This window comes from Butyricicoccus sp. AF35-5AC (assembly GCF_003477715.1).
Taxonomy (GTDB): Bacteria; Bacillota; Clostridia; order Oscillospirales; family Butyricicoccaceae; genus Agathobaculum; species Agathobaculum butyriciproducens.
Map to the genome: position 1 here is coordinate 60,168 of NZ_QUDX01000004.1, position 19,878 is coordinate 80,045.

Sequence of the window (19,878 nt, forward strand, 5' to 3'; positions counted from 1 at the left end):
ATATATCAGAAAAGGAGCGAATTCCCATGAAGAAGACAATCGCAGCAATCCTGGCAGGCGCCCTGTGCCTGACCGCACTGACCGCTTGCGGCGGCAGCAAGACCGACAGCGCTGCAGCTGACAGCAGCAGCGCTGCAGCAGGCGACGACAAGACGATCACCGTTGGCGCTACCCCGACTCCGCACGCTGAAATCCTGAATGCGGCAAAGGATGCACTCAAGGCTGAGGGCTACACCCTGAATGTTGTTGAGTTCACCGACTATGTGCAGCCGAACACCGCACTGGTTGACGGTGATCTGGATGCAAACTACTTCCAGCACACCCCGTACCTGAACAACTTCAACAAGGAGAACGGCACGGATCTGGTTTCTGCATTCGATATGCACTACGAGCCGTTCGGCATTTACGCCGGCAAGACCGCTTCCATCGAGGAGCTGAAGGACGGCGCTTCCATTGCCATTCCGAACGACGGCTCCAACGAGACCCGCGCACTGCTTTTGCTGCAGGATGCCGGTCTGATCAAGCTGAAGGACGGCATTGACCCGACCTCCGATGCTACCAAGCTGGATATCACCGAGAATCCGAAGAACCTGGACATTCAGGAGATCGCCGCTGAGCAGCTGCCGCGTTCTCTGGCAGACGTTGACCTTGCTGTTATCAATGGCAACTATGCACTGCAGGCAGACCTGAACGCCTCTGAGGACTCCCTCATCACCGAGAACCCGGACTACGCTAAGGTGTATGTAAACGTAGTTGCTTGCCGTTCCGGTGAGGAGAACAGCGACAAGATTCAGGCGCTGAAGAAGGCGCTGCAGAGCGACGATGTTAAGAAGTACGTTGACGAGACCTATAAGGGTGCAGTCGTAACCGTATTCTAACTTCGATCACGACCACGCTCGTGATCGAGGAGGACATGCCGAGCAATAGCTCGGACATGTCTGGGGCGGGATTCTGCGCGCCCGCTTTGCGGGCACACAGAATCCCTTACTTGTATAAAATCCCACGCACATGTCGCGGGGTTTTATGAAAAGAGGCGGCATAGACCGCCTTTTTCTATTATATGCGCGCTTACGCGCTGTCCGCTGCGGCGGAGCCAATGGCTCGGATTTCTGGACGAAATCCTGCCATGCGGGTGCGGCTTGCAAGCAAGCCGGAATAAAAAGAAAACCGAGGCGGATGCCTCGGTTTTTGTTTTGCCTGTTTACTGTACATTGAGCGTAAACGCCGGATTTTCGGCGGCCGCGTCTGCCAGCACGCGGAGCACCAGCTCGCCGTAATTGCCGAGATGCGCGACCAGCATCTCCGGGTGCCGCAGCGTGAGCCGCGCCGCCGGATAGGCGGTCAGCAGGTCGTACAGCGCGTCCAGATTGCGGCCGTAGTCGGAAGGAAAGCCGCACACCTTGGCCAGCACATCGTGCAGCTGCTCGCGCGTGTACAGCGTTTCCGCGTCCAAAAGCAGTTCTTTCATTCTCATTTCCCCCGAAATTGAATTATTGTAAAAGCTATTCTGTGATTTCCTCAAAACTCTCGTAATGGTCGGCGGTGTAGTAGATTCGGCCGTCGTCCGCGTAGACCAGCCGTTCCGCGCCGCGCTTGTCGGCTCCGCGGGTGTTGAGGTCGCACTCGTGATAGCTGCCGTCCGGCAGGGTGCCTTCGTAGTTGCCGAACCGGTCGCCGCCGATCGAGCAGCCGGGTGCATACGGCTCGAGCGAGCCGCCCTGCCAGCCGAGTGCCTGTACCTGCTTTTTCGTGATGTAGTTGGAGGGCAGGTGCCCATATTCGGTCAGATAGGCGGAAACCTCGTCCTTGCTGTCATACTGCCCATCCTCGGTGACGGAAACAGCGGAAGCGCTGTCCGAGGTGATGATGGCGGTCGGTCCGTCCGCCCCGCCGATGATGCCGATTTGACCGGCGCAGCCGGTCAGCGTGCCGAACGCCAGCAGCAGGGACAGCCATAAAGCGGTTAATTTTTTCATATGCTGTTACTCCTTCGCCGTAGGATAGAACAGCACGAACAGATCGTGGTACAGATTGCGTCCGTCACCGCTCTTGATGGCGCGCAGCTTGCCATTGACGAACACATAGCCGTCTGTATTTACGCCGATCGAGTTGCCGTTCTGGAAAGTCACGGTCAGGCGGTTGGCAGTCAGCTTGTTCTGGCTGGGCTTGATAAAGTGCGGATAGGCGGTGTAGGTCTGCTCACTGAGAAGCTGTATGATAGCGGTTTTCTGGTTGTCGTCGGTTTGTGGTACCTCCACGTCATTCTCGGTGAGGGTGATGGTGGATTGCGGTCCGGTTTCCGCTATGTCGGAAAAGTCCTGGCTGTAAACGTGGGTATAGATCAAACGTCCGGTGGCGAACAGCAGCAGAAGCAGCAGCGTGCCGCAGATGGCCAACACGAGCGAAATGGTTTTTCGCATGGGAAAGTAACTCCTTTGGGTTTTATATAAAACAGGTTTTTGATTGTGAACGGTAGGTTTTTTGCCTGAAATCAAGCAGAGCACGGGAGTTCGCTGCGTCCCGCGGCGGGGCAAGAGGGTAGACACCAAGGTTTCTACCCTCTTAACTCCCACTTCCTTTTGGGAGGGTCTGGCGCAGATTACCGACATGTGACCGCTGCGAGATAGGGGAACGGCAGAGGATTTTTTCTACCGTAGGGGAGCACAGTGTGCTCCCATGTCGAAACCTATACGCAGTGCCGGATACCGTTCTGCTACATATGTGGTTTCACCTCCGCTGGGTGCGGCACAAGGTGAATTGCCCGAAGGGCAAGAGAAGGTCCCCTGGGGGATGACAGTGCCGCACGATTCGTGAGCGGTTTATGATAGACAGCACCTGCGCAGATAAATTCTACTAAGCAGATAGATTCGTAGGTGCTGGGCGTTACAACGTGCCTACGGGTTGCGCGACACGGGTATCCCCCAGGGGACCCTCTCTTGCCCTTCGGGCAATTCACCTTGTGTCGCGCCTGCGTTGACCCTCCGACCTGTGTAGCAGAACGGTATCTGACCCTGTGAACAGGTTGAGAACGACACGGTAGTAAAAATCCTTTGCCGTTCTTCTTTTCGAAGCGGTCACATGTCGGCAATCTGCGCCAGACTATCTAACAAGGGAAAGGTAGGAGTTCAAAGAGGAAGGGAAACCGCAGGTGTCCCTTCCTTTTTGCCCCCGCGGCGGGTGCCGCGACGTTCCCGCCGCAGCGGCGGCGAATCCCCCGCTGAGGTTCAGCGAAAAACCTCCCGCCCGTTAGGGGCGAACACGCTTACGCAGTTCGCATACCCCGGTCAGCCGGTGCAGAAAAATTCGTGCCGAATTGATAAATCAAATTCATCTAATTAAAGCATATCCTAAAAAAACAGCACTGTCAACGCAATAAAAATTACAAAATGTAAACAATTTGTATATGTCAGCGCACTTTGTGGGAATTTGTGCAATAAGGATTGACAACCATCTTCTACTATTGTAGAATATAAGCAATAAAAGGTGTTTTACATTTGTAGAATAGAAGGAGGGTTAGACTATGCGAAATGACAAGCGATTGCCCGATGCGGAGCTGGAGGTCATGCAGACAATCTGGTCTCTGGGCACACAGGTCACGGCGGCCGAGGTGCAGCAGCACGCGGATAAGGATTGGAAAATGACCAGCGTGCTCACGTTCCTGTCCCGCCTGTGCGACAAGGGATTTCTTTCCTGCACGAAGGAGGGACGGCAAAACCTGTACACGCCGCTCGTCAGCGAGGAGGACTACCGTCAGCGCGAGAGCGTCGGTTTTCTGCGCCGGCTGTGCGGCGGCTCGGTGAAAAATCTGGTCGCGAGTCTGTCGGATGCGGGCGCACTGACCGAGCAGGACATCGACGAGCTGCGCGCGTTCCTCGACAGGCAGGCGCACTAAGGAGGGGATCTTATGCTGCAATTCTCGGAAAAACTGCTCAACAATCTGATGCAGATCGGCCTGACCGTATCGTTGGCGGCGCTCGTGCCGCTCATTCTGCGGCGGCTGATGAAAAAACGCTATCCGGCCCGTATGGTATGTGTGGTGTGGGCGATTCTCGCGCTGCGGCTGCTCGTTCCGGTGCAGCTGACACTGCCGCAGGCGCCGGTGCAGGTCATGCCGCGCACCAGCTATGTGGTGCAGAGCGACCAAACGGCGTTCCGGCAGGCCGGACTGCCGGTTGCGCAGAACCCAGCCCGATGGGTGACGGGCACGCAGGCGCAAATGCTCAGCGCGGCAGACACCGGCACGGTCAAGACCGTGGATATTACCGACATTCTGCTGACGCTGTGGCTGGCCGGTGTGATTTCCTGTATACTCTGGCAGGGGATTGGCTATTACCGGCTGATACGCAGCCTGAAAGGTAAGTCCCGTTCGGTCGAACGCGCGGATCTGCACACGATTTTGCAGGAGCAGTGCGCCGATCTGGTTATTGACCGGGAAATCCCACTGCGGGTATCTGCGGCGGCGGACTGCCCGATGCTGGCCGGATTTATCCATCCGACGCTGTATTTGCCGGATGAGCGCATTTCCCGGACGGATGCAGTGTTCATTTTCCGCCACGAGCTGACGCATTACAAGCACGGCGATCTGTGGCTCAAGCTGCTGCTTCTGGCGGCACGCTGTCTGCACTGGTTCAATCCACTGGTGCATCTGATCGCGCGATTCGCGCAGGAGGACATTGAGGCGGCGTGCGACGACGCGGTTGTTCGCGGACACGACGGCGCGTACCGCAGAGCCTATGGCGAGACCATCCTGCGGTCGGCTATTGCGCAGTCGCAAAAGAGAAAGGCTCTGGTGTCCTGCTTCGGTGATGACAAAAAGACGCTCATGCGCCGGTTTGAGGGACTGTTTGACAAGTCGGTCAAAAAACGCGGTGTCGCGCTCGTTGTGATGATCGTGCTACTGGTCGGTTCGCTTAGCTGCACGATCGCGGTCGGTGATAACGATAAGGGTCTAACGAAAGAGCTGCGTATACAGCTGGCACAAAAACAGGCGAATGAGGCGGAAAATATCGGTTATACGGTCAAACTGGACGGGAAAGACACCTATTTGATCACGGATAGAGAGTTCAGCGATAATCCGGGCGAAACCATTCCCGGACGTGTGGTACAAAAGCTGACCTTTGCAAAACAGGATGGAGAGTGGGCCGTATCGAACAGCGAAATTGTGCCGGAAAACGGCCGCGTGACTTCTCTGGATGAATTTAAGCTGTTGTATGAGAATGACCTCGGTCTGCCGGATTTTCTCTCGGACAGCAACCAGTGGAAAATCACAAACGGCTACAATATCAGCGACCCGGTAAATGCAGCAGAAGTGCTGCTCGGTATTTTCCCGGCGGCCAGTCAGGTGGAAGGCAGCAACCAAGATGCCGCACCGTACAACGACATCCGCAAGGCGACATTCACGTTTAAAGATAACAGCAAGGTTGTTGTCACCATGATAAATCAGTTCGGTCAGGGCTGGCTGCCGCAGGACTGGACGGACGGCAGCGGCGTTCGTTCCCGCACGGCGGCGGATCTCGCGCAGCAGTACGCACGCGCAGTTCTGCACAAGAGCGCACAGTATATCTTCCCGATTTTGACGCCGGACGGTCAGAAAGACCTTATCACGCAGCAGATGGCTATGACCGGCGGTGAGCAGTGGACGTGGAAATACGGTCCGTCCTCGCCGTCTGCAACGGATTTCGTGCTTGTACCCACCGATGACGAGCAGGACTACACGGTCGTATTCCGATACACGAGCAGCGCACCGGACGATGTTCGCTCGGCGTACATCGTGCAGACCATCCGCGAGAACAAAAACAGCTCGGTGATCGGCTATATCCGCGAACTCAGTACGGACGGCATGACGCAGAGCGAATTGTTCCGGACGTACTATGCGACCGGTCTGTCGTGGCCGACCGTGCCGCAGTACATCGACAGCATGGATACGCAGATGATAAGAGGCTACGCCGATCCGGCACAGGCGGCCATGCAGTATTTCGGCATGGCGCTGCACGGCGACTCCTATTTGATGCTTTTGCAGGACACAAATACGATGTGGCAGGGCGACAGCGCGGACGGCATACAGCTTGCGCAAGTCAAGCTGACATTTGGAGATAATCTCGCGCCGGCTTATGTAGTCATGGAGCAGACAGACGCAGGTTACTGGCAGCCAATCGGTATCACCGAGGACATCACAGTGCAGAGCGGAAAAGAGAAGCTGTACGCCGGTGTCAATGCGTTGGATGCTATTATGAGCGGTGATACACCGCTGTTGCAGGTTGGCGATACCATCACCTTCACATTTGAGACCGAGCCTGTCGGCGGTGTGGAAATCACCAATCGGCTGGTGAACTGGGAGGACGGCTCGAAGTTCGGTGTGATCGACGAGCAGATCACGCTGCAGAAATCCGGCGATGGCTGGGTCTATACCGTGCCGACAAGTCTTGGCGAGATGCTCTCGAGTACCATCAGCTATCCGTTCTACCATGCTGTCACGCTGGAATACACGGACGCAAGCCATATTCAGCATAAGGCAACCGCAGTGTATACAAGCGGGAGCGACAGTGCGGACGAGAACGAGGACAGCGATATTACTTCAACGGATTACTACAACGATTCGCTGAATTACAGCCTCAAGCTGCCGCAGTCCTTCGTTGATAACGGCTACGCCAAGCGCAATCCGGAGGACGACAGTATCCTGTTCGGCATGAAGAACGCCATGGGCGATGACAGCCGCGACCCGACCGAGGACGGTGTAATTATGACATTACGCGCGGATGCGACTGCTGTTCTGCATAGTACATACGGCGATAACTGGACGGAGAACTATCCGTCTCCGGTCAAGCAGCTTGCCGAAAAGGACGGTTTGACCTATTATCTGGCGTATGTGTCCGATGTGCAGTATGACCCGTCCAATCAGGAGATTGCCGCCAAGTACAAGGAAATGTTCACTGCCGCGCAGAATATCACCGCGGAGGATTTTGTACTCGACGACCTGACGGATAAGGACGGTACCGTTCGCCGTGCGCAGCTGCTGACAAGTCTCGGTGCACATTATGCGGTCCTGCATATGGGCGCACAGCATGACCAGCCGTATCAGGTTGCTGTTAATACGGATAATAATTCCTGTGAGGTCTATGTCAGCCGTATGGTTTTCCCGGTGAACGTAAAAGAATACGCCGTGGATCGTGTAACTTTCGAGGATATAACAAACACAGAGCCGATAAAGGTAGAGCATCTGGCGGATTCGACCGATGGCGCCACAGCGGAGCAGTTCGACCTGCTGTATGGCAAACTCGATTTGCCGGTTTATACTGATGATGAACTGAAAAATCTGCAAAACGACTGGAAGGACCATCCGGAGACCCTCGGCAATCCGCACTGGTGTGCATCGACGATACTTGCACTGGGCGGCATGTACAGTAAACCGGATGAGAAATCCGAGTATTATTTCGGCGATAATAATGAGTATGCTGCGCTTTTGTACCGGTTTACCGACCCGAATACCGGTAAAGAGAACGGCAAATACGTCAAGCTGACCATGCACAAGGCAACAGCCGACAGCAGTCTGCCCGCACTGTGGATTCCGTATAGCTACGAGTTGTATACAGCCTAATCCGGCGGTGCTGAGTATAATAACCAATAAAACCTCTGGGCGGCGCTGTTACGCCGCCCTTTGCGTTGAGTAGCCGATATGTGCAGCAGTAGGGTAGGCAAGACCCGTTCGCTTCTCAAGCAGCAACCTCCCGTTCAACAAAAATTGAAAACCCATGATTTTGTTCACACAACGAACAAACACCGGCGGTATACTTGCGGTATTATAAGAATGTAAGGTGGAATTATATTGTCTACTATTTTAATCGCAGACGATGAGGCGCGTATCCGTCGTCTGGTCAGCGACTTTCTCAAGCGGGACGGTCATACCATCGTCGAGGCCGCCGATGGAAAGGAAGCGCTGAATATTCTGGAGAACCGCCGTCCGGGACTGGATATGGCCATTCTGGACGTGATGATGCCGGGGATGGACGGCTTTGAAGTCCTGCGGGAGCTGCGCGAGCAGGAGCACGGCGAAACCCACCTGCCGGTTATGCTGCTCACCGCCCGTGCCGAGGACGCGGATCAGGTGCGCGGCCTGGAAGGCGGTGCGGACGATTACGTCACCAAGCCGTTCTCGCCGATCGTGCTGGCGGCCCGCGTGCGCACACTGCTCAAAAGAGAAGGCCGTGCCGGTGCACCGCTCGAACAGCTTGGCAAGCTGTCGGTCAATGAGCTGCGCCGTGAGGTCATGGTGGAGAACAAGCCGATCGACCTGACCCCCAAGGAGTACGAGCTGCTTATCTACTTCAAGAACAATCGTGCGATTGCGCTGTCGCGTGAGAGCATCCTCAATGCAGTCTGGGGTTACGATTACTTCGGCGACCTGCGTACCGTGGATACGCACGTTAAAAAGCTGCGCGCCAAGCTCGGCGAGTGCGGCACCATGATCGAAACCGTGCGCGGCTACGGTTACCGCTTTGAGGTATGAAGCTGAAGCATCGGTCAATCCGGGTTACGTTTTTTGCTGCGATCAGCATTATCGCGCTGGTGTTTATCGGTATTCTTGTGCTGCTCAACGTGTTTTTCTATCAGGATTACTATATGATGACACGCCGGAGCGAGCTGCGTGATGCCTACGGCAGCATCTGTACCAGCTACGCGAGTGATTCCTCGGATGTTGCCGCGCTGCTGGACAGCTATGAGAGCCGCAGTGCCATTCGTCTGGCAGTGGTGACCGATAACGGCGATGTGATTACCTCGTCTGCCATGCAGGAGGGTGACGTAGGGTTTGATTTTGGGCACATGGAGCAGAAGTTCCGCAGCTTTGCGGTGCTGGCGTCCGTGGTACAGAATCGTGACTGGGTAGATTTGGGTAAAAACGAATACCGCTTTATGACGATCAGTCTGCGCGATAATGACCAGTATTTGTGTCTGATCGGCGTGCTGAATGCGGAACACGGTGAATATCTGATCGCATATATGCCCTATGCGTATATCGAACAGAATTCTTCGCTGAATCTGGTGTTTCTGCTGATTGCCGGCGGCTGTGCGCTGCTGATTTGTCTGGGGTGCGGCTATGTTATCTCGCGTCAGTTTACGCGCCCGCTTATTCAAATGGCGGGACTGGCTGACCGGATGAGTGAGCTGGATTTCTCTATGCAGTACACCGGCAAGGGGGACGGCGATGAGATTGACCAGCTGGGACAGTCGCTCAACCGCCTGTCTGCGTATTTGGAGCAGTCGATCGGTGAGCTGAAGGAGTCCAACGATCAGCTGGCACAGGAGATCGAGGAGAAGGAGCGTATCGACAATATGCGGCAGGAGTTCATCGTGAACGTGTCGCATGAGCTGAAAACGCCGATCGCGCTCATTCAGGGCTATGCTGAGGGCCTGACGGCCGGCGTGGCCGATGACCCTGAGGACCGCAAGTTCTACTGTGACACCATCGCCGATGAGGCCGACCACATGAACAAGCTGGTCATGCAGCTGCTCAGTCTTTCACGGCTGGAGCTGGGTGCAGAGCAGACGTTCGACGAGGATATTGATCTGCATGCACTTTGTGCGGAAGCGGTGCGAAAAACCGCTGTTTTGTGTGAAAACCGAGGTCTGACCGTGGAATATGAGGACACGCATATTACGGTCCGCACGGACGGTGATCTGCTCGATCAGGTGCTGATGAATTACCTGTCCAACGCCATCCGCTACACGCCCGAGGGCAAGCACATTGAGATTTCGGCGGCAAGAACCGGAAACAGCGTGCGCCTGTCCGTGTTCAATGAAGGTGAAGGTCTGCCGGAGGAGGAGCTGCCGAAGATCTGGGAGAAATTCTACCGCACCGACCGCGCCCGTACCCGAGAGGCCGGCGGCACCGGCATCGGTCTGTCGCTTGTCCGCGCCATAGCGGATACCCTGCACGGCGCCTGCGGCGCGGAGAACGTCGAAGGCGGTATCTGCTTCTGGTTTGAGCTGCCGGATCTGCTGCCCGCGGAGGACAGCAAGATAAAAGACTGAATTTGTCGAATAGAAAATTGAAAATTATGCTTGACAACTGTGCTATCCTATGGTATAGTATATAAGCACTCTGAAAGAGAGCTGCGATAAAATCTATATCGCGGGGTAGAGCAGTTGGTAGCTCGTCGGGCTCATAACCCGGAGGCCGCAGGTTCAAGTCCTGTCCCCGCAACCACGTTTAACCGCTGATTTCGTAAGAAATCAGCGGTTTTTTTGTATTTTTAGAGCACTTAGAAAACCTCCGGGCAGGCGACCCCGAAAGTGGAAAGTCGTATGGAAAGGCAGTGGTATCAAAAAAATGCACAACGTGAAGGTGCTTTTTTTGATACCTGAAATCAAAATTCTGAGTATACTTCGAGCAGCAGGCGAAAAACGTCAAGGAGATATAAAACCAATACTATTAAGCGGGGGATGTATCAACACCTACACGGTACTTTCGATTCCAACAGCAGCAGTGAGGTAACGTCAAAGACCATGACTGTCATCTATGAGGCGCTTGCTCTGAACCTTATGCCGACACGGTGAGGCAGCGTCTTTGTCGGTTGGTATGATGCCGGTGATGGCGACAGCAATGGCAAAAGCACTAGCGATTATTGACAGGCGGAGAACTGGACACTGTATGCATAGGTGGCGCGAATGCGATCATGGCAGCAGCACTGCTCGATTGCGCACGGCACAGTCACCGCCAAAGCAGCCTTTAAGGAAGACCAGTGTGCGGAACTTCTTCTACGACATATTGAATGATTGCCTATTATTACGGGGCGGTCGAGTGAGTCGTTGAGAAGGATATTGCTGATGGCATCGGCGATACCTGTTTATACTGAACAACACTTGTACGCGCGCACAGATTGTGGCGTTCCTCTATCGCGCGTATAAAGGATAATGAAGAGACAAAAATTCACGGTTGACTGGTAGAGTAATACTGGAAAATTTAATCTAAAGGCTCCTAAAAATCGAATCGTTCGAATCCTGGAGCCCTGTAAAATTGAATAATTTCTGTATAAGCCCCCGTAGTTCAGTTGGATAGAGCGGTCGCCTCCTAAGCGACAGGCTACTGGTTCGAACCCAGCCGGGGGTGCCAAAAATGACCGCTGTAAGCCGTTTTTCGATGGTTTACAGCGTTTTTTGTTATCATTTCCTCGAAGCATTCTTGCCGCTCTGCCGGAACGATTTTATACATTTTCCGCTGTATGCCTGCTAATTGGCTTCAAACTATTTTTCCGGCCTTGCTAATAAAAAACGCCGATTTGCTAATACGATTTTCCTGCCCTATTTTTCGGATGGGGCCGACGCCAGCAATGCGGCCAGCGTGTTGGCCAATTCCGGCGAGTTGCGGAGCTGTTCCACCAGGGCCTCCAAATCCAATGTGGCGGGCGCCGGTTCCTTCGGTTCCTCCGGGGGACGAACCGAGCGTAGGTCGGGATTGGCATAGAAGGCGCTCTCAAACTTCTGGGCATTGATCTTGCGGTCCTCGTCCAGAATGTGCGCATACACGCTGGTAATCATATCGATCTGAGCGTGGCCCGTATCACCCTGGGGGGCCTTCAGATCGCCGTGGTTGAGCTTCAGCTTATAGGTGGTACTGGAATGTCGCAGGGAGTGAAAGACCACTTTTGGAAGCCCTGCTTTCTCCCGTAGCTTCTCAAACGACTTTAGGATGATACGGTCCTCACAGGGGCGGCCATTGGCCAACGCCACCACCAGGTCGTAGTCCTGATACTCGTCACGGAGCAGCGCCCGAAGCTCGTCTTGCGCGGACTTCCATTCCCGCAGGATATAAGCCAGGGTCTTGGGCAGCCACACCTTGCGGATACTGGAATCGGTCTTGGGCTTTTTCAAGATGATCCTGGTGCTGGTGTTGGGAAACAGCGGCGTGAACATATGGTAGATGTCCTTTTGCCCCAGCATCTCAATGGCCCGCTTGGAGGCCCGCGCCAGCTCCTTATCGATGTAGACATAGGCGTTGTCATCGGCAATATCTTCATCGGAGATGTGGACATTGCTCCAGGTCAGCCCCAGAATCTCACCCATGCGCAGCGAACAGGCAAAGGCCAGATTCATTGCCACATAGAGTTTGCTATCCGTACACGGATCCAGGGCGGTGCGGATCATATCGGCGGTCCAGATGTCCCGCTTCTTGTATTCCACTTTGGGCAGCACCACATTGTCAAATGGGTTCTTGGCAACCAGCTCCCACCGAACCGCCTGTTTGAAGGCGCAGCGGAGAAGTTTGATGATCTTTTCGATGGTAGCGTTGGTGACAAACTCCGTTTTGGCGTGGTGCGTCCTGGTGTTCACAGCAGGGGTTTTCTGCAAAGTCTGGATGTACTTATCCACTACCCGCGTGGTGATGTCCTGCACCTTCATATCCCAAATGATGGGGTTGATGTAGTTGGCAATCAGCGAGTTTTGGCTGTCGTACATAGACACGCCCCACCGCTTTTCGCCATAGAGGGAGACGAAGTCCGACAGGAACTCCGCAATATTCTGATTGGTGGGCGGAAGGAAGGAGTTGGAGCTTTTCTGACTCTCAATCTCTGCCTTGCGCTTCAATGCCTCCTGGTAGGAAGTGCGGGTTTCCCATTTCTGCTTGGTCTCGCCGTTCTCGTCCACATAGGTGTAGACGATGGAATAGTTTTTCTTTCTTTTGATAATGGATGCCATAACGAATCTTCCTTTCTTGTGTCACAGGTCAAGTGACTCCAGCCAGTGGTCGAACGACCGCTTGGAAATCCGTATGGCGTTGCCAATTCGTACGCTTTTGAAAAGGTCCTCCCGCACAAGGCTATATGCCCGTGCCTGGCTGACACCTAAGATCACGGCAATGTCATTGACCGTATAGGTGCGGCACTCCAAAGGCCTTTTCTCCGTACCGTTCTGAATCTCTGACACAGCAGCCTCCTTTCCAGTCAGAAACGGCACGCAAAAGGGTGTTCATTCATAACTTCCACACTCATTGTACCGCGCCGTTTCGGGTTTGTCTGCTGCTAATGAAAAGTTTACGAACTATCTGTAAACAGAAAAGCAGAAGATTTATCTGAAAATTAAAGAGGCAAAAAACGGATGGCTGCTGGCCGCAGCTCCACGGGAATCTCACCCCGGCCCATGCTGATGGGTGCGCCGCGCAATGCTTTGAGGGCGTTCAACGCGGGAGTCTCATTATCCTGTCTGTGTATCCTCGCCCACAGGCTGCCACACCTGTTTCGCGGCCTAGTTTTGTCGCTCACCTGTTTGGTAGGGGTCCCGTCCTGCGGACTTGCAACAGGGTCATGGCGCACCGGCCGACCGGCTCCACACAGACAGATCGTATCCGTCTGCCTTATGCTGCCCGAAGGCTCTCTTTGTCAAGGTGGGTTCAGTCCCCGGCATCGGCAGTTATGAGGAATTGGTGGAACGGTGCGACGCCGTGTCCGCCGCCTCCATCCGCACCAAGGAGAGCCTGCGGGATACGGAACAGCAGATTGCCGACCTTGACCTCCTGGGCAAGTAGATTGACACCTACCGCAAACTGAAGCCCGTCTATGACCGATATAAGGTGTCAAAGGATAAGGAAAAATTTCTTCGCGGGTTTGAGAGCGAAATCATCTTGTTCGAGGCGGCAGCCAGAGAGATCAAGAAGGCCGGACTTGCCAGACTTCCTTCCTCCGAAAAGCTGAAAGCAGAACTGGATGGACTTGCCGCCCACAAGACCGCTCTGCAAGCGGAACTTCGCAAAATACGGCGGGAGGAAAAGGAATATGACACCCTCCGCCAGAATGTGGACTCACTGCTGGAAAGGTCTGATGAGCAGAATCAAGAACATCGACGAGAGCACATAACCGGCCTAGAGTAGTTTTTATATCCTGCTGCATATATCTGCTTTATGTTGAGTATTTCTCCATAATATGATAGAATATCCATAAAATCCTCTTACAATAGAAAATTGCTATTGTGTAGTAGCGTCAATTGCCAAAGGTAGCTGTACAATGATTAAATGTGCCCTGCCAGGTTTTTGCAGGGCACATTTTTACATGGGGGAAAGAAAAATGAGCATTGAAAAAGAGATTGAGCGCGCTGTAAAAAGAACTATAGCCCTTGATAAAGACACCCCGTATAAATCTGCTGCGGAACAAGAAAAGATTATTTCGGATATAAAGAGCGCCCTTAATGACGCTACCTTCCATTTTGAAAACTCGAAGTCACTTATGTTAAATCAAAGCGGTAAAAAGCGGTTGGTTAAACAATATGATAATTTATATTCACCTGAAAATATCCTATGTCAAAGCATCAAACAAATTCTGGATAGAGCATTTAAAATAAAATATCCTAATCGAAACAAAACAACTCGGACGCTTTTCAGTGTTTTCTCTGCTGCAATTCAAATGTCGGATTTTACAATTGTAAAATTTGATTTTAAAGATTACTTCAATTCTGTTTCGTCTATTTATGTTTTTGAAAAATACTTAAAATATAATATTCTTGATCGGCACGAGATTGACCTGATAAAGGTTTTCGCTTATTCAACTAAATATGCGTATGCGGGACTTTGTACTTCAAATGCAATCGCGGAAATTATAGCTGGATACTTTGATGAAGCTGTCAAACAGATGTTCTTTTCTAACGGCATTATATATTATGAAAGGTATATAGATGATAGCATTCTGATTCTAAACGAGCACATGGAGGAAACTGAAGTTAAAGAGAAACTGGAAACCGTTCTTTTAAAAATATTTCATGATCAAACAATAAAAGCGCCAAAATGCCATACAAAATTTAACAAGAAAAAATTCAAGTATATTTCTCGCCGAAACATATTAAAAGGAAGTTGCTCTGTAGACTTTCTTGGCTATGAATTTTGGCTTTCAGCGAATGGTAAAGCCAAAATTGAAATTAAATATGGCATTACTGATGATAAGCGAAAAAAATATGAAGATCGCATTGATAAATTGATTGCTTCTTATACAGACCTGTCATCGCCTGATTATAATAAAATGGAGTTACTACGGCATAGAATAGCTGCATTCTCCTCACGCGAAGTTTATATGACAAAACATTTTCGTTCAAACATCTGGAGAGTAAAAGGATTTATTTCGAATTATGGCGAACTTCGATATTTTCTAGATACTGGGCTTGTCGAGACCAATACAGAACAGTATTTGAAGAATATGATTGACGATGCGTTTGACAGAGCAAAGATTGATAAACCTTATTTTTTGATGGGGGGCGCCCAATTAAATTGTGGCTATAATCTATATGGGAACATGAAAGCCAATAAAACGATTTTGCTTGTTGATCGTATTGGGTATGACTATAAATCTCTCGTGGCTCTATGCAAGCAGGTTGGAATCAACAGCACTGATGCAAATGGCAAACGACGGGGCTATGGAACACTTGTAAGGGACTATTTAATAAAAATTCGGGTCGGATACTAAATGACGAAACGGCAAGGTTGCCCTTGCCGTTCCGGAACATTTGCCGCAGCTATGTTCTAAACACAATGTCCTTCCTCAGCAAGGCTGATTTCAGCATTGTGCCGATGATGTGTGTGCATTTCTGCACTGCAAACAACTTGTCTGCTCTCTTATAATAAAAAAGATGGAGGAAAAAGTCAATGGGGTGGAGTGGCTTAGAAAGGAATAAGCTGGACTATATTCTGACAGATTTACTACCTGTTGAAATATCGGAATTATTTTCTTTTTCTCAACTTTACGCATTTCTTTTAAAGAAAGAGAACCAAAAGATTTTAGACGCGCTTATCCAAGAAATCAAACAAAATAAAGCTCAGAGCAGTTCTAGAATGTTTGAAAATGGCTGGAGCACAAAACCTTTAAAATACAAAATTCTTAAGGGAACTGACACAATGAGAGAAATGAGTGTTATTCAACCATTTTCTGCCTTGAACTTGTTCCTTTTTATCGAATGCTATCAAAAGGAAATATTGAACTATTTTGAAAAGCATCATGACTATTCCATTCGTTATCACAAAAAAAGCACAGATTTATATTATAAGGCAAAGTCTGGACGAGTAACACAATACTTTCAAGACCAATCCTTTCGTGCAGGACGTGGAGCTATTCAACAAGCTGGAAATTATTTCAAAATAGGGCCCTTTGAATCAATAAATTCTTTTGCTGATTCACGGGTATGGCGAATGTGTAACTTTAAATACAAATATTATGCAAAACTCGACTATAAGGCTTGCTTTGACAGCATATATACACACGCATTTACATGGATTATAGAAAGAAATGTTGTTGATGCAAAAGATGCCGTTAACTCTCATTTACTTGTCACCATAGATCGAATACTCCAAAATATAAACGGGCGGTCATCAAATGGCATTGTTGTTGGTCCAGAGTTTTCTAGAATGATGGCTGAAGTTTTACTGCAGCATATTGATAATGTAATCTCCGTTTCCCTATCTAAAGAAAACATTATCTATAATGTCGATTATGTTGCATTTCGATATGTTGATGATATTTTTCTGTTTGCCAATCAACCACAGGTTCTTGAACAAATACTATCCAAATATAAAATGATTGGCGAACGATACCTGCTACGCTTAAATGAGTTGAAGTTGACAAAAGGAAGTACGCCTTGTGTCCCCAAAGAATGGCTTGAAAAAACCAGGCAATTGTCTGATATTATTAGAAACTTTTTCCATCAAGGGAAAAAATCTGATTACGATAAATTGCCTGAAGATGAGCAGTTCATAGTAAAGACAGAGTTTATTTCTGTAGATAGAATAAAAGATGAAATTGCTGTTCTGGTTAAAGAACATTCTGAAAATAGGAGAACTATTGTTTCGTTTCTTTTATCAACATTGCTAAACAATATCAGTAAAAAGAAAAATGGGTATACGCTCTTTGGCAAGCAGCGCTTAGGTAAGGCACTGCTCTTAATTGATATGGCCCTATATGTATACGCATTTTACCCTTCATTTGATCAAGCCCGAAAAATCATTTCCATTATTGCTTACATGAATAGTGAAATTGATTTTAAAGGTGACGATAAAGCTCACACAAAATTAAGTAGAACAATTAATAGGTATTCATTTGTTTTTTGCTCGGGAAATGTATTTGATTTATGTGATTGGTTTCCTTTTTTTTACGAATATAATATTGTGCTTGACACCAAAACAGAAAACCATTTAATTCAAGCCGCCGAAGAATGCAATGACCCAATTATTTGGGCAAATTTATTGCTCTATTCGCAGTATTATCAGCCCTTTTTTAATGAACTATCAAAAAAAGTTGAAAATATTGTCGAAAGGCAAATACTTAGAATATCAGATAAAGAACCGATGATGCAAGTAGAGTTCTGGTATGTCTTAATTTTTCATAATTGCCCATACATTTCGATAACGCTACGCCAGAAAATGAGTGACATTATTAATGATATAAAAACCAAAGCCGTCGGTGGTAAGGGGAAAAAACTATTCCCGTCTGCTGTAACGACTCAGTTAATATGTGATTTTTTAGAGCAGCGTTCTCCTAGTGGAAATAAACCCGAAGAAAGTCTTTTTAATTGGAAAGGTATTAAAAATTTTGCCGATCAAATTACTTATCGCACATATCAAAGGACTGTTTTCAAGCGTTATCGCAAAAACACATATGGGCTATATGCAAGTTTAGACTGAAATAACTCTCTAAACACAAAGAGCGCCGCCACCGGACAAATATCCGATGACGGCGCTCTTTTCTTGTTTACAAAAGGTATAAATCCAGCATTTTTCCTATGCAGAAACGCCCTACCGCCCCATATGGGAAATCATACTGTCCCTATACGGGAAAGCCGGCACAGGCGGTTTCTTCGCCCATTTTGAACCCTAATTTCTGCACTTTTGGGAACGGAGGGAAAGATAGTGCGGGCAGGACACCACCACTGCCCGGAAGCTCTGCTTGCAGGGATAGACACAGCCTTTGCAGAGCTTATTATACTGGCGCCTGCCATTCTTGCCCCGGAAGAACGACCATTCCAGACGCCATTTCTTGCTCCGGCTCATAAGTCGCCCAGCTCCGGGGGCTTCTTCTGCGGGGCGGGCTTTTCCGGGCCTTTCCGTTCCACGCACTCCCGTTTCGCGTCCTCCAGCCGCTCCCGGATGGAAGGCTTTTTCTCCGGCGTGGTCCTGCACGCCTCGGCCTGGGCTTTCTCCAATTCCTCCCCACGGCGGCCGTTATTGATGATCCCGTCGATCATCCCATAGTCGTCCTCCAGGGTCATTTCTGCCGTGCGCAGCGGGTTTTCCGGCTCCACGGGGACGGACACGATCTGCCCGTTGATGCTGGCGAACAGCTCCGGCCGCTTGAATTGCTCGGTGTACTTCTGGATCATGTCTGGGGACAGGGACGAAAAACTCTCCGGCCCCAGGCCCATAACCAGGAAGGTGCCTGCCACGATGTCGTAAATCTCCCCATGCTCGTCCCGGAGGGAACGGTTCAGGTCTAGACCAATGAGCTTGCCTTCATCGTTCAGCACCAGCCCAACCGGATCGTCAAAGGGATAGGAGGCGGCAATATCACCGCCCACCTTCGCTTGCAGCGCATGGAGGCCGGGGTCGATCTCCTTCACATAGGGTTCCTTCATAGGCTCCACCACCAGAACAGTCAACTTCTCCGGCGCGGTATGTTCGGGGGCGGATCCGCTGGGGATGGCAAAGGCACGGCTGCCGTTGGCCATGATGAGATACTTCCCATCCTCGGACTCATGGTGAAAACCGTATCCAGCCGCCTCCATCTGTTCCCGGCTCATATCCGTCACATGGAAGGTGCCCCTGGGAGTCCGCACCGTCTCACCGGTCTCCCGGTCGTCCGGGGTGGACGCCGCTTGCTGCCCGTACAACTCCGCTTTATACTCCAGGTTTGCCTGTTCCGCAAAGGCCAGCATCTCGTCCACATGGGACTGATCCGGGTTTTCGATGGCTTCCCGGATTACCTGGGGGTCCATATCCAGAAATTCTTCATAGCCGGTGGCGCCCTTGAACTTCCCAATCTCCGAAGGAAGATAGTCCTCCTGGGTCTGCCCCAGGGCAGCCAGCTTCTCGTCTAGGGCGGAGATGCGCTCGGCCATCAGATTCTCGTAGATTTCTTCCTTCGCCGCATGTTCCTCCGGGTACTCAGCGGCATACTGCGGGTCGTGCTGCCGGAAAAACTCGTCCATATCATAGGCAAGGTCGGTTGCCATATCCGACTTTGCACTTTCGTCCAGAAATTCTTGTTCCTCTTGTGTAACGGTGACTCGGTACTCCCACGGGATGCTCTCCCGGTGTCTATCGTACACCTCGTCGAAGCGGTCCCCGGTATCCCGTACATAGCCCAGGTCGGTGAACTGGCCGCTTTCCTCCAGGGCGATGTCCCGCCCGTAGGCTTCATAGTCGATGTAGTTGCGCAGATGCTCCGGCACCTGCATGGCGTCCAGTTCCTCAATGTAATACCGTCCCAGATCGTCGTGGTCGTGGATGTCGGGATAAACGTCGTAACAGTCCAGGTTTTCCGTCAGATTGATAAGCTCCTGGATGCTGCCCGTGTGGTCGCCGATTTCCATAGCAGCCTGGAACCGCTCATATTCATCCTGGCTCATATCATCCAGTTTGGAGGCCAGGTAGTTCATCCAGGTTGGCATACTCGCCCAGCAGGTCATAGAGGCCGTCCACATAGCAATCGTAGTCCGTGATGAACCATTCCTCATAGATCTGCCCAAATTCGTCCTTCGACCCAATCCCGATACGCTCAAAGACTTTTTTCAGTTCCTCCGCCGTGGTGGGGAACTTCACCTATTCGCCCACAAGGGCGCCCTCGTTGTATTTGCCCAGGTTGATGATGAAAGCGGCAAAGGGATACTCTTTGTCATAGTCATAATGGGGCATAGCGACAC

Annotated in this window: 14 protein-coding genes, 2 tRNA genes and 1 pseudogene; 11 read left to right on the forward strand and 6 right to left on the reverse strand. The window is 51.0% G+C overall.

Annotated features, from left to right (window positions below; genetic code table 11):
* Positions 1–26 precede the first annotated feature (26 nt).
* Entirely contained in the window at positions 27–878 is an 852-nt protein-coding gene (locus DWZ82_RS07050) for a MetQ/NlpA family ABC transporter substrate-binding protein (protein ID WP_118479750.1), read from the forward strand.
* A gap of 323 nt (positions 879–1,201) precedes the next feature.
* On the opposite strand, the gene DWZ82_RS07055 is transcribed toward DWZ82_RS07050, so the two are convergent.
* From DWZ82_RS07055 to DWZ82_RS07065, 3 genes are read right to left on the reverse strand one after another with little or no spacing between them, the layout of a single operon-like run.
* Positions 1,202–1,468, reverse strand: coding sequence for a barstar family protein (locus DWZ82_RS07055; RefSeq protein ID WP_158575118.1), 267 nt, complete (start codon positions 1,466–1,468; stop codon positions 1,202–1,204).
* A 34-nt stretch (positions 1,469–1,502) separates the two neighbouring features.
* On the reverse strand, positions 1,503–1,976 hold the full coding sequence (locus tag DWZ82_RS07060) for a ribonuclease domain-containing protein (RefSeq protein ID WP_118479754.1): 474 nt from the start codon (positions 1,974–1,976) through the stop codon (positions 1,503–1,505).
* 6 nt (positions 1,977–1,982) lie between these two features.
* Positions 1,983–2,420 (reverse strand): hypothetical protein, encoded by a 438-nt coding sequence (locus tag DWZ82_RS07065; protein ID WP_118479756.1) that lies wholly within the window; start codon positions 2,418–2,420, stop codon positions 1,983–1,985.
* Positions 2,421–3,520: 1,100 nt separating this feature from the next.
* Here DWZ82_RS07065 and DWZ82_RS07070 point away from each other — a divergent pair.
* The 6 genes from DWZ82_RS07070 (at position 3,521) to DWZ82_RS07095 (ending at position 11,107) form a co-directional block, all read left to right on the forward strand.
* Positions 3,521–3,892 (forward strand): BlaI/MecI/CopY family transcriptional regulator, encoded by a 372-nt coding sequence (locus DWZ82_RS07070; RefSeq protein ID WP_118360575.1) that lies wholly within the window; start codon positions 3,521–3,523, stop codon positions 3,890–3,892.
* A 12-nt stretch (positions 3,893–3,904) separates the two neighbouring features.
* The gene (locus DWZ82_RS07075) at positions 3,905–7,594 is read left to right on the forward strand and encodes a M56 family metallopeptidase (RefSeq protein WP_118479758.1); all 3,690 of its coding nucleotides are present in this window, start codon (positions 3,905–3,907) and stop codon (positions 7,592–7,594) included.
* A 228-nt stretch (positions 7,595–7,822) separates the two neighbouring features.
* On the forward strand, positions 7,823–8,503 hold the full coding sequence (locus DWZ82_RS07080; protein WP_110435724.1) for a response regulator transcription factor: 681 nt from the start codon (positions 7,823–7,825) through the stop codon (positions 8,501–8,503).
* Complete coding sequence (locus DWZ82_RS07085) at positions 8,500–10,026, forward strand: sensor histidine kinase (RefSeq protein WP_118479760.1); 1,527 nt, start codon at positions 8,500–8,502, stop codon at positions 10,024–10,026. The genes DWZ82_RS07080 and DWZ82_RS07085 overlap by 4 nt, the downstream gene beginning before the upstream one ends.
* A 99-nt stretch (positions 10,027–10,125) precedes the next feature.
* Positions 10,126–10,201 (forward strand) — tRNA-Met (locus DWZ82_RS07090).
* Between the two features lie 829 nt (positions 10,202–11,030).
* Positions 11,031–11,107, forward strand: a tRNA-Arg gene (locus DWZ82_RS07095).
* Positions 11,108–11,295: 188 nt separating this feature from the next.
* On the opposite strand, the gene DWZ82_RS07100 is transcribed toward DWZ82_RS07095, so the two are convergent.
* Together DWZ82_RS07100 and DWZ82_RS07105 are read right to left on the reverse strand one after the other, a co-directional pair.
* Positions 11,296–12,690 (reverse strand): site-specific integrase, encoded by a 1,395-nt coding sequence (locus DWZ82_RS07100; RefSeq protein ID WP_199667417.1) that lies wholly within the window; start codon positions 12,688–12,690, stop codon positions 11,296–11,298.
* A gap of 21 nt (positions 12,691–12,711) precedes the next feature.
* Complete coding sequence (locus DWZ82_RS07105; RefSeq protein ID WP_065533846.1) at positions 12,712–12,918, reverse strand: helix-turn-helix domain-containing protein; 207 nt, start codon at positions 12,916–12,918, stop codon at positions 12,712–12,714.
* 364 nt (positions 12,919–13,282) lie between these two features.
* Between DWZ82_RS07105 and DWZ82_RS15575 the strand changes: the two genes are divergently transcribed.
* The 4 genes from DWZ82_RS15575 (at position 13,283) to DWZ82_RS07120 (ending at position 17,644) form a co-directional block, all read left to right on the forward strand.
* Complete coding sequence (locus tag DWZ82_RS15575) at positions 13,283–13,516, forward strand: hypothetical protein (protein ID WP_243022903.1); 234 nt, start codon at positions 13,283–13,285, stop codon at positions 13,514–13,516.
* 45 nt (positions 13,517–13,561) lie between these two features.
* Positions 13,562–13,858: a hypothetical protein gene (locus DWZ82_RS15580; protein WP_243022904.1), complete on the forward strand. Its 297-nt coding sequence runs from the start codon at positions 13,562–13,564 to the stop codon at positions 13,856–13,858.
* Between the two features lie 193 nt (positions 13,859–14,051).
* Positions 14,052–15,437: a hypothetical protein gene (locus DWZ82_RS07115; protein ID WP_118479762.1), complete on the forward strand. Its 1,386-nt coding sequence runs from the start codon at positions 14,052–14,054 to the stop codon at positions 15,435–15,437.
* A 179-nt stretch (positions 15,438–15,616) separates the two neighbouring features.
* A complete protein-coding gene (locus DWZ82_RS07120) occupies positions 15,617–17,644 on the forward strand; it encodes an RNA-directed DNA polymerase (protein WP_118479764.1) in 2,028 nt (675 codons plus the stop codon).
* Between the two features lie 362 nt (positions 17,645–18,006).
* Here DWZ82_RS07120 and DWZ82_RS07125 read toward each other — a convergent pair.
* A pseudogene (locus DWZ82_RS07125) lies at positions 18,007–19,870 on the reverse strand (antirestriction protein ArdA).
* Positions 19,871–19,878 lie beyond the last annotated feature (8 nt).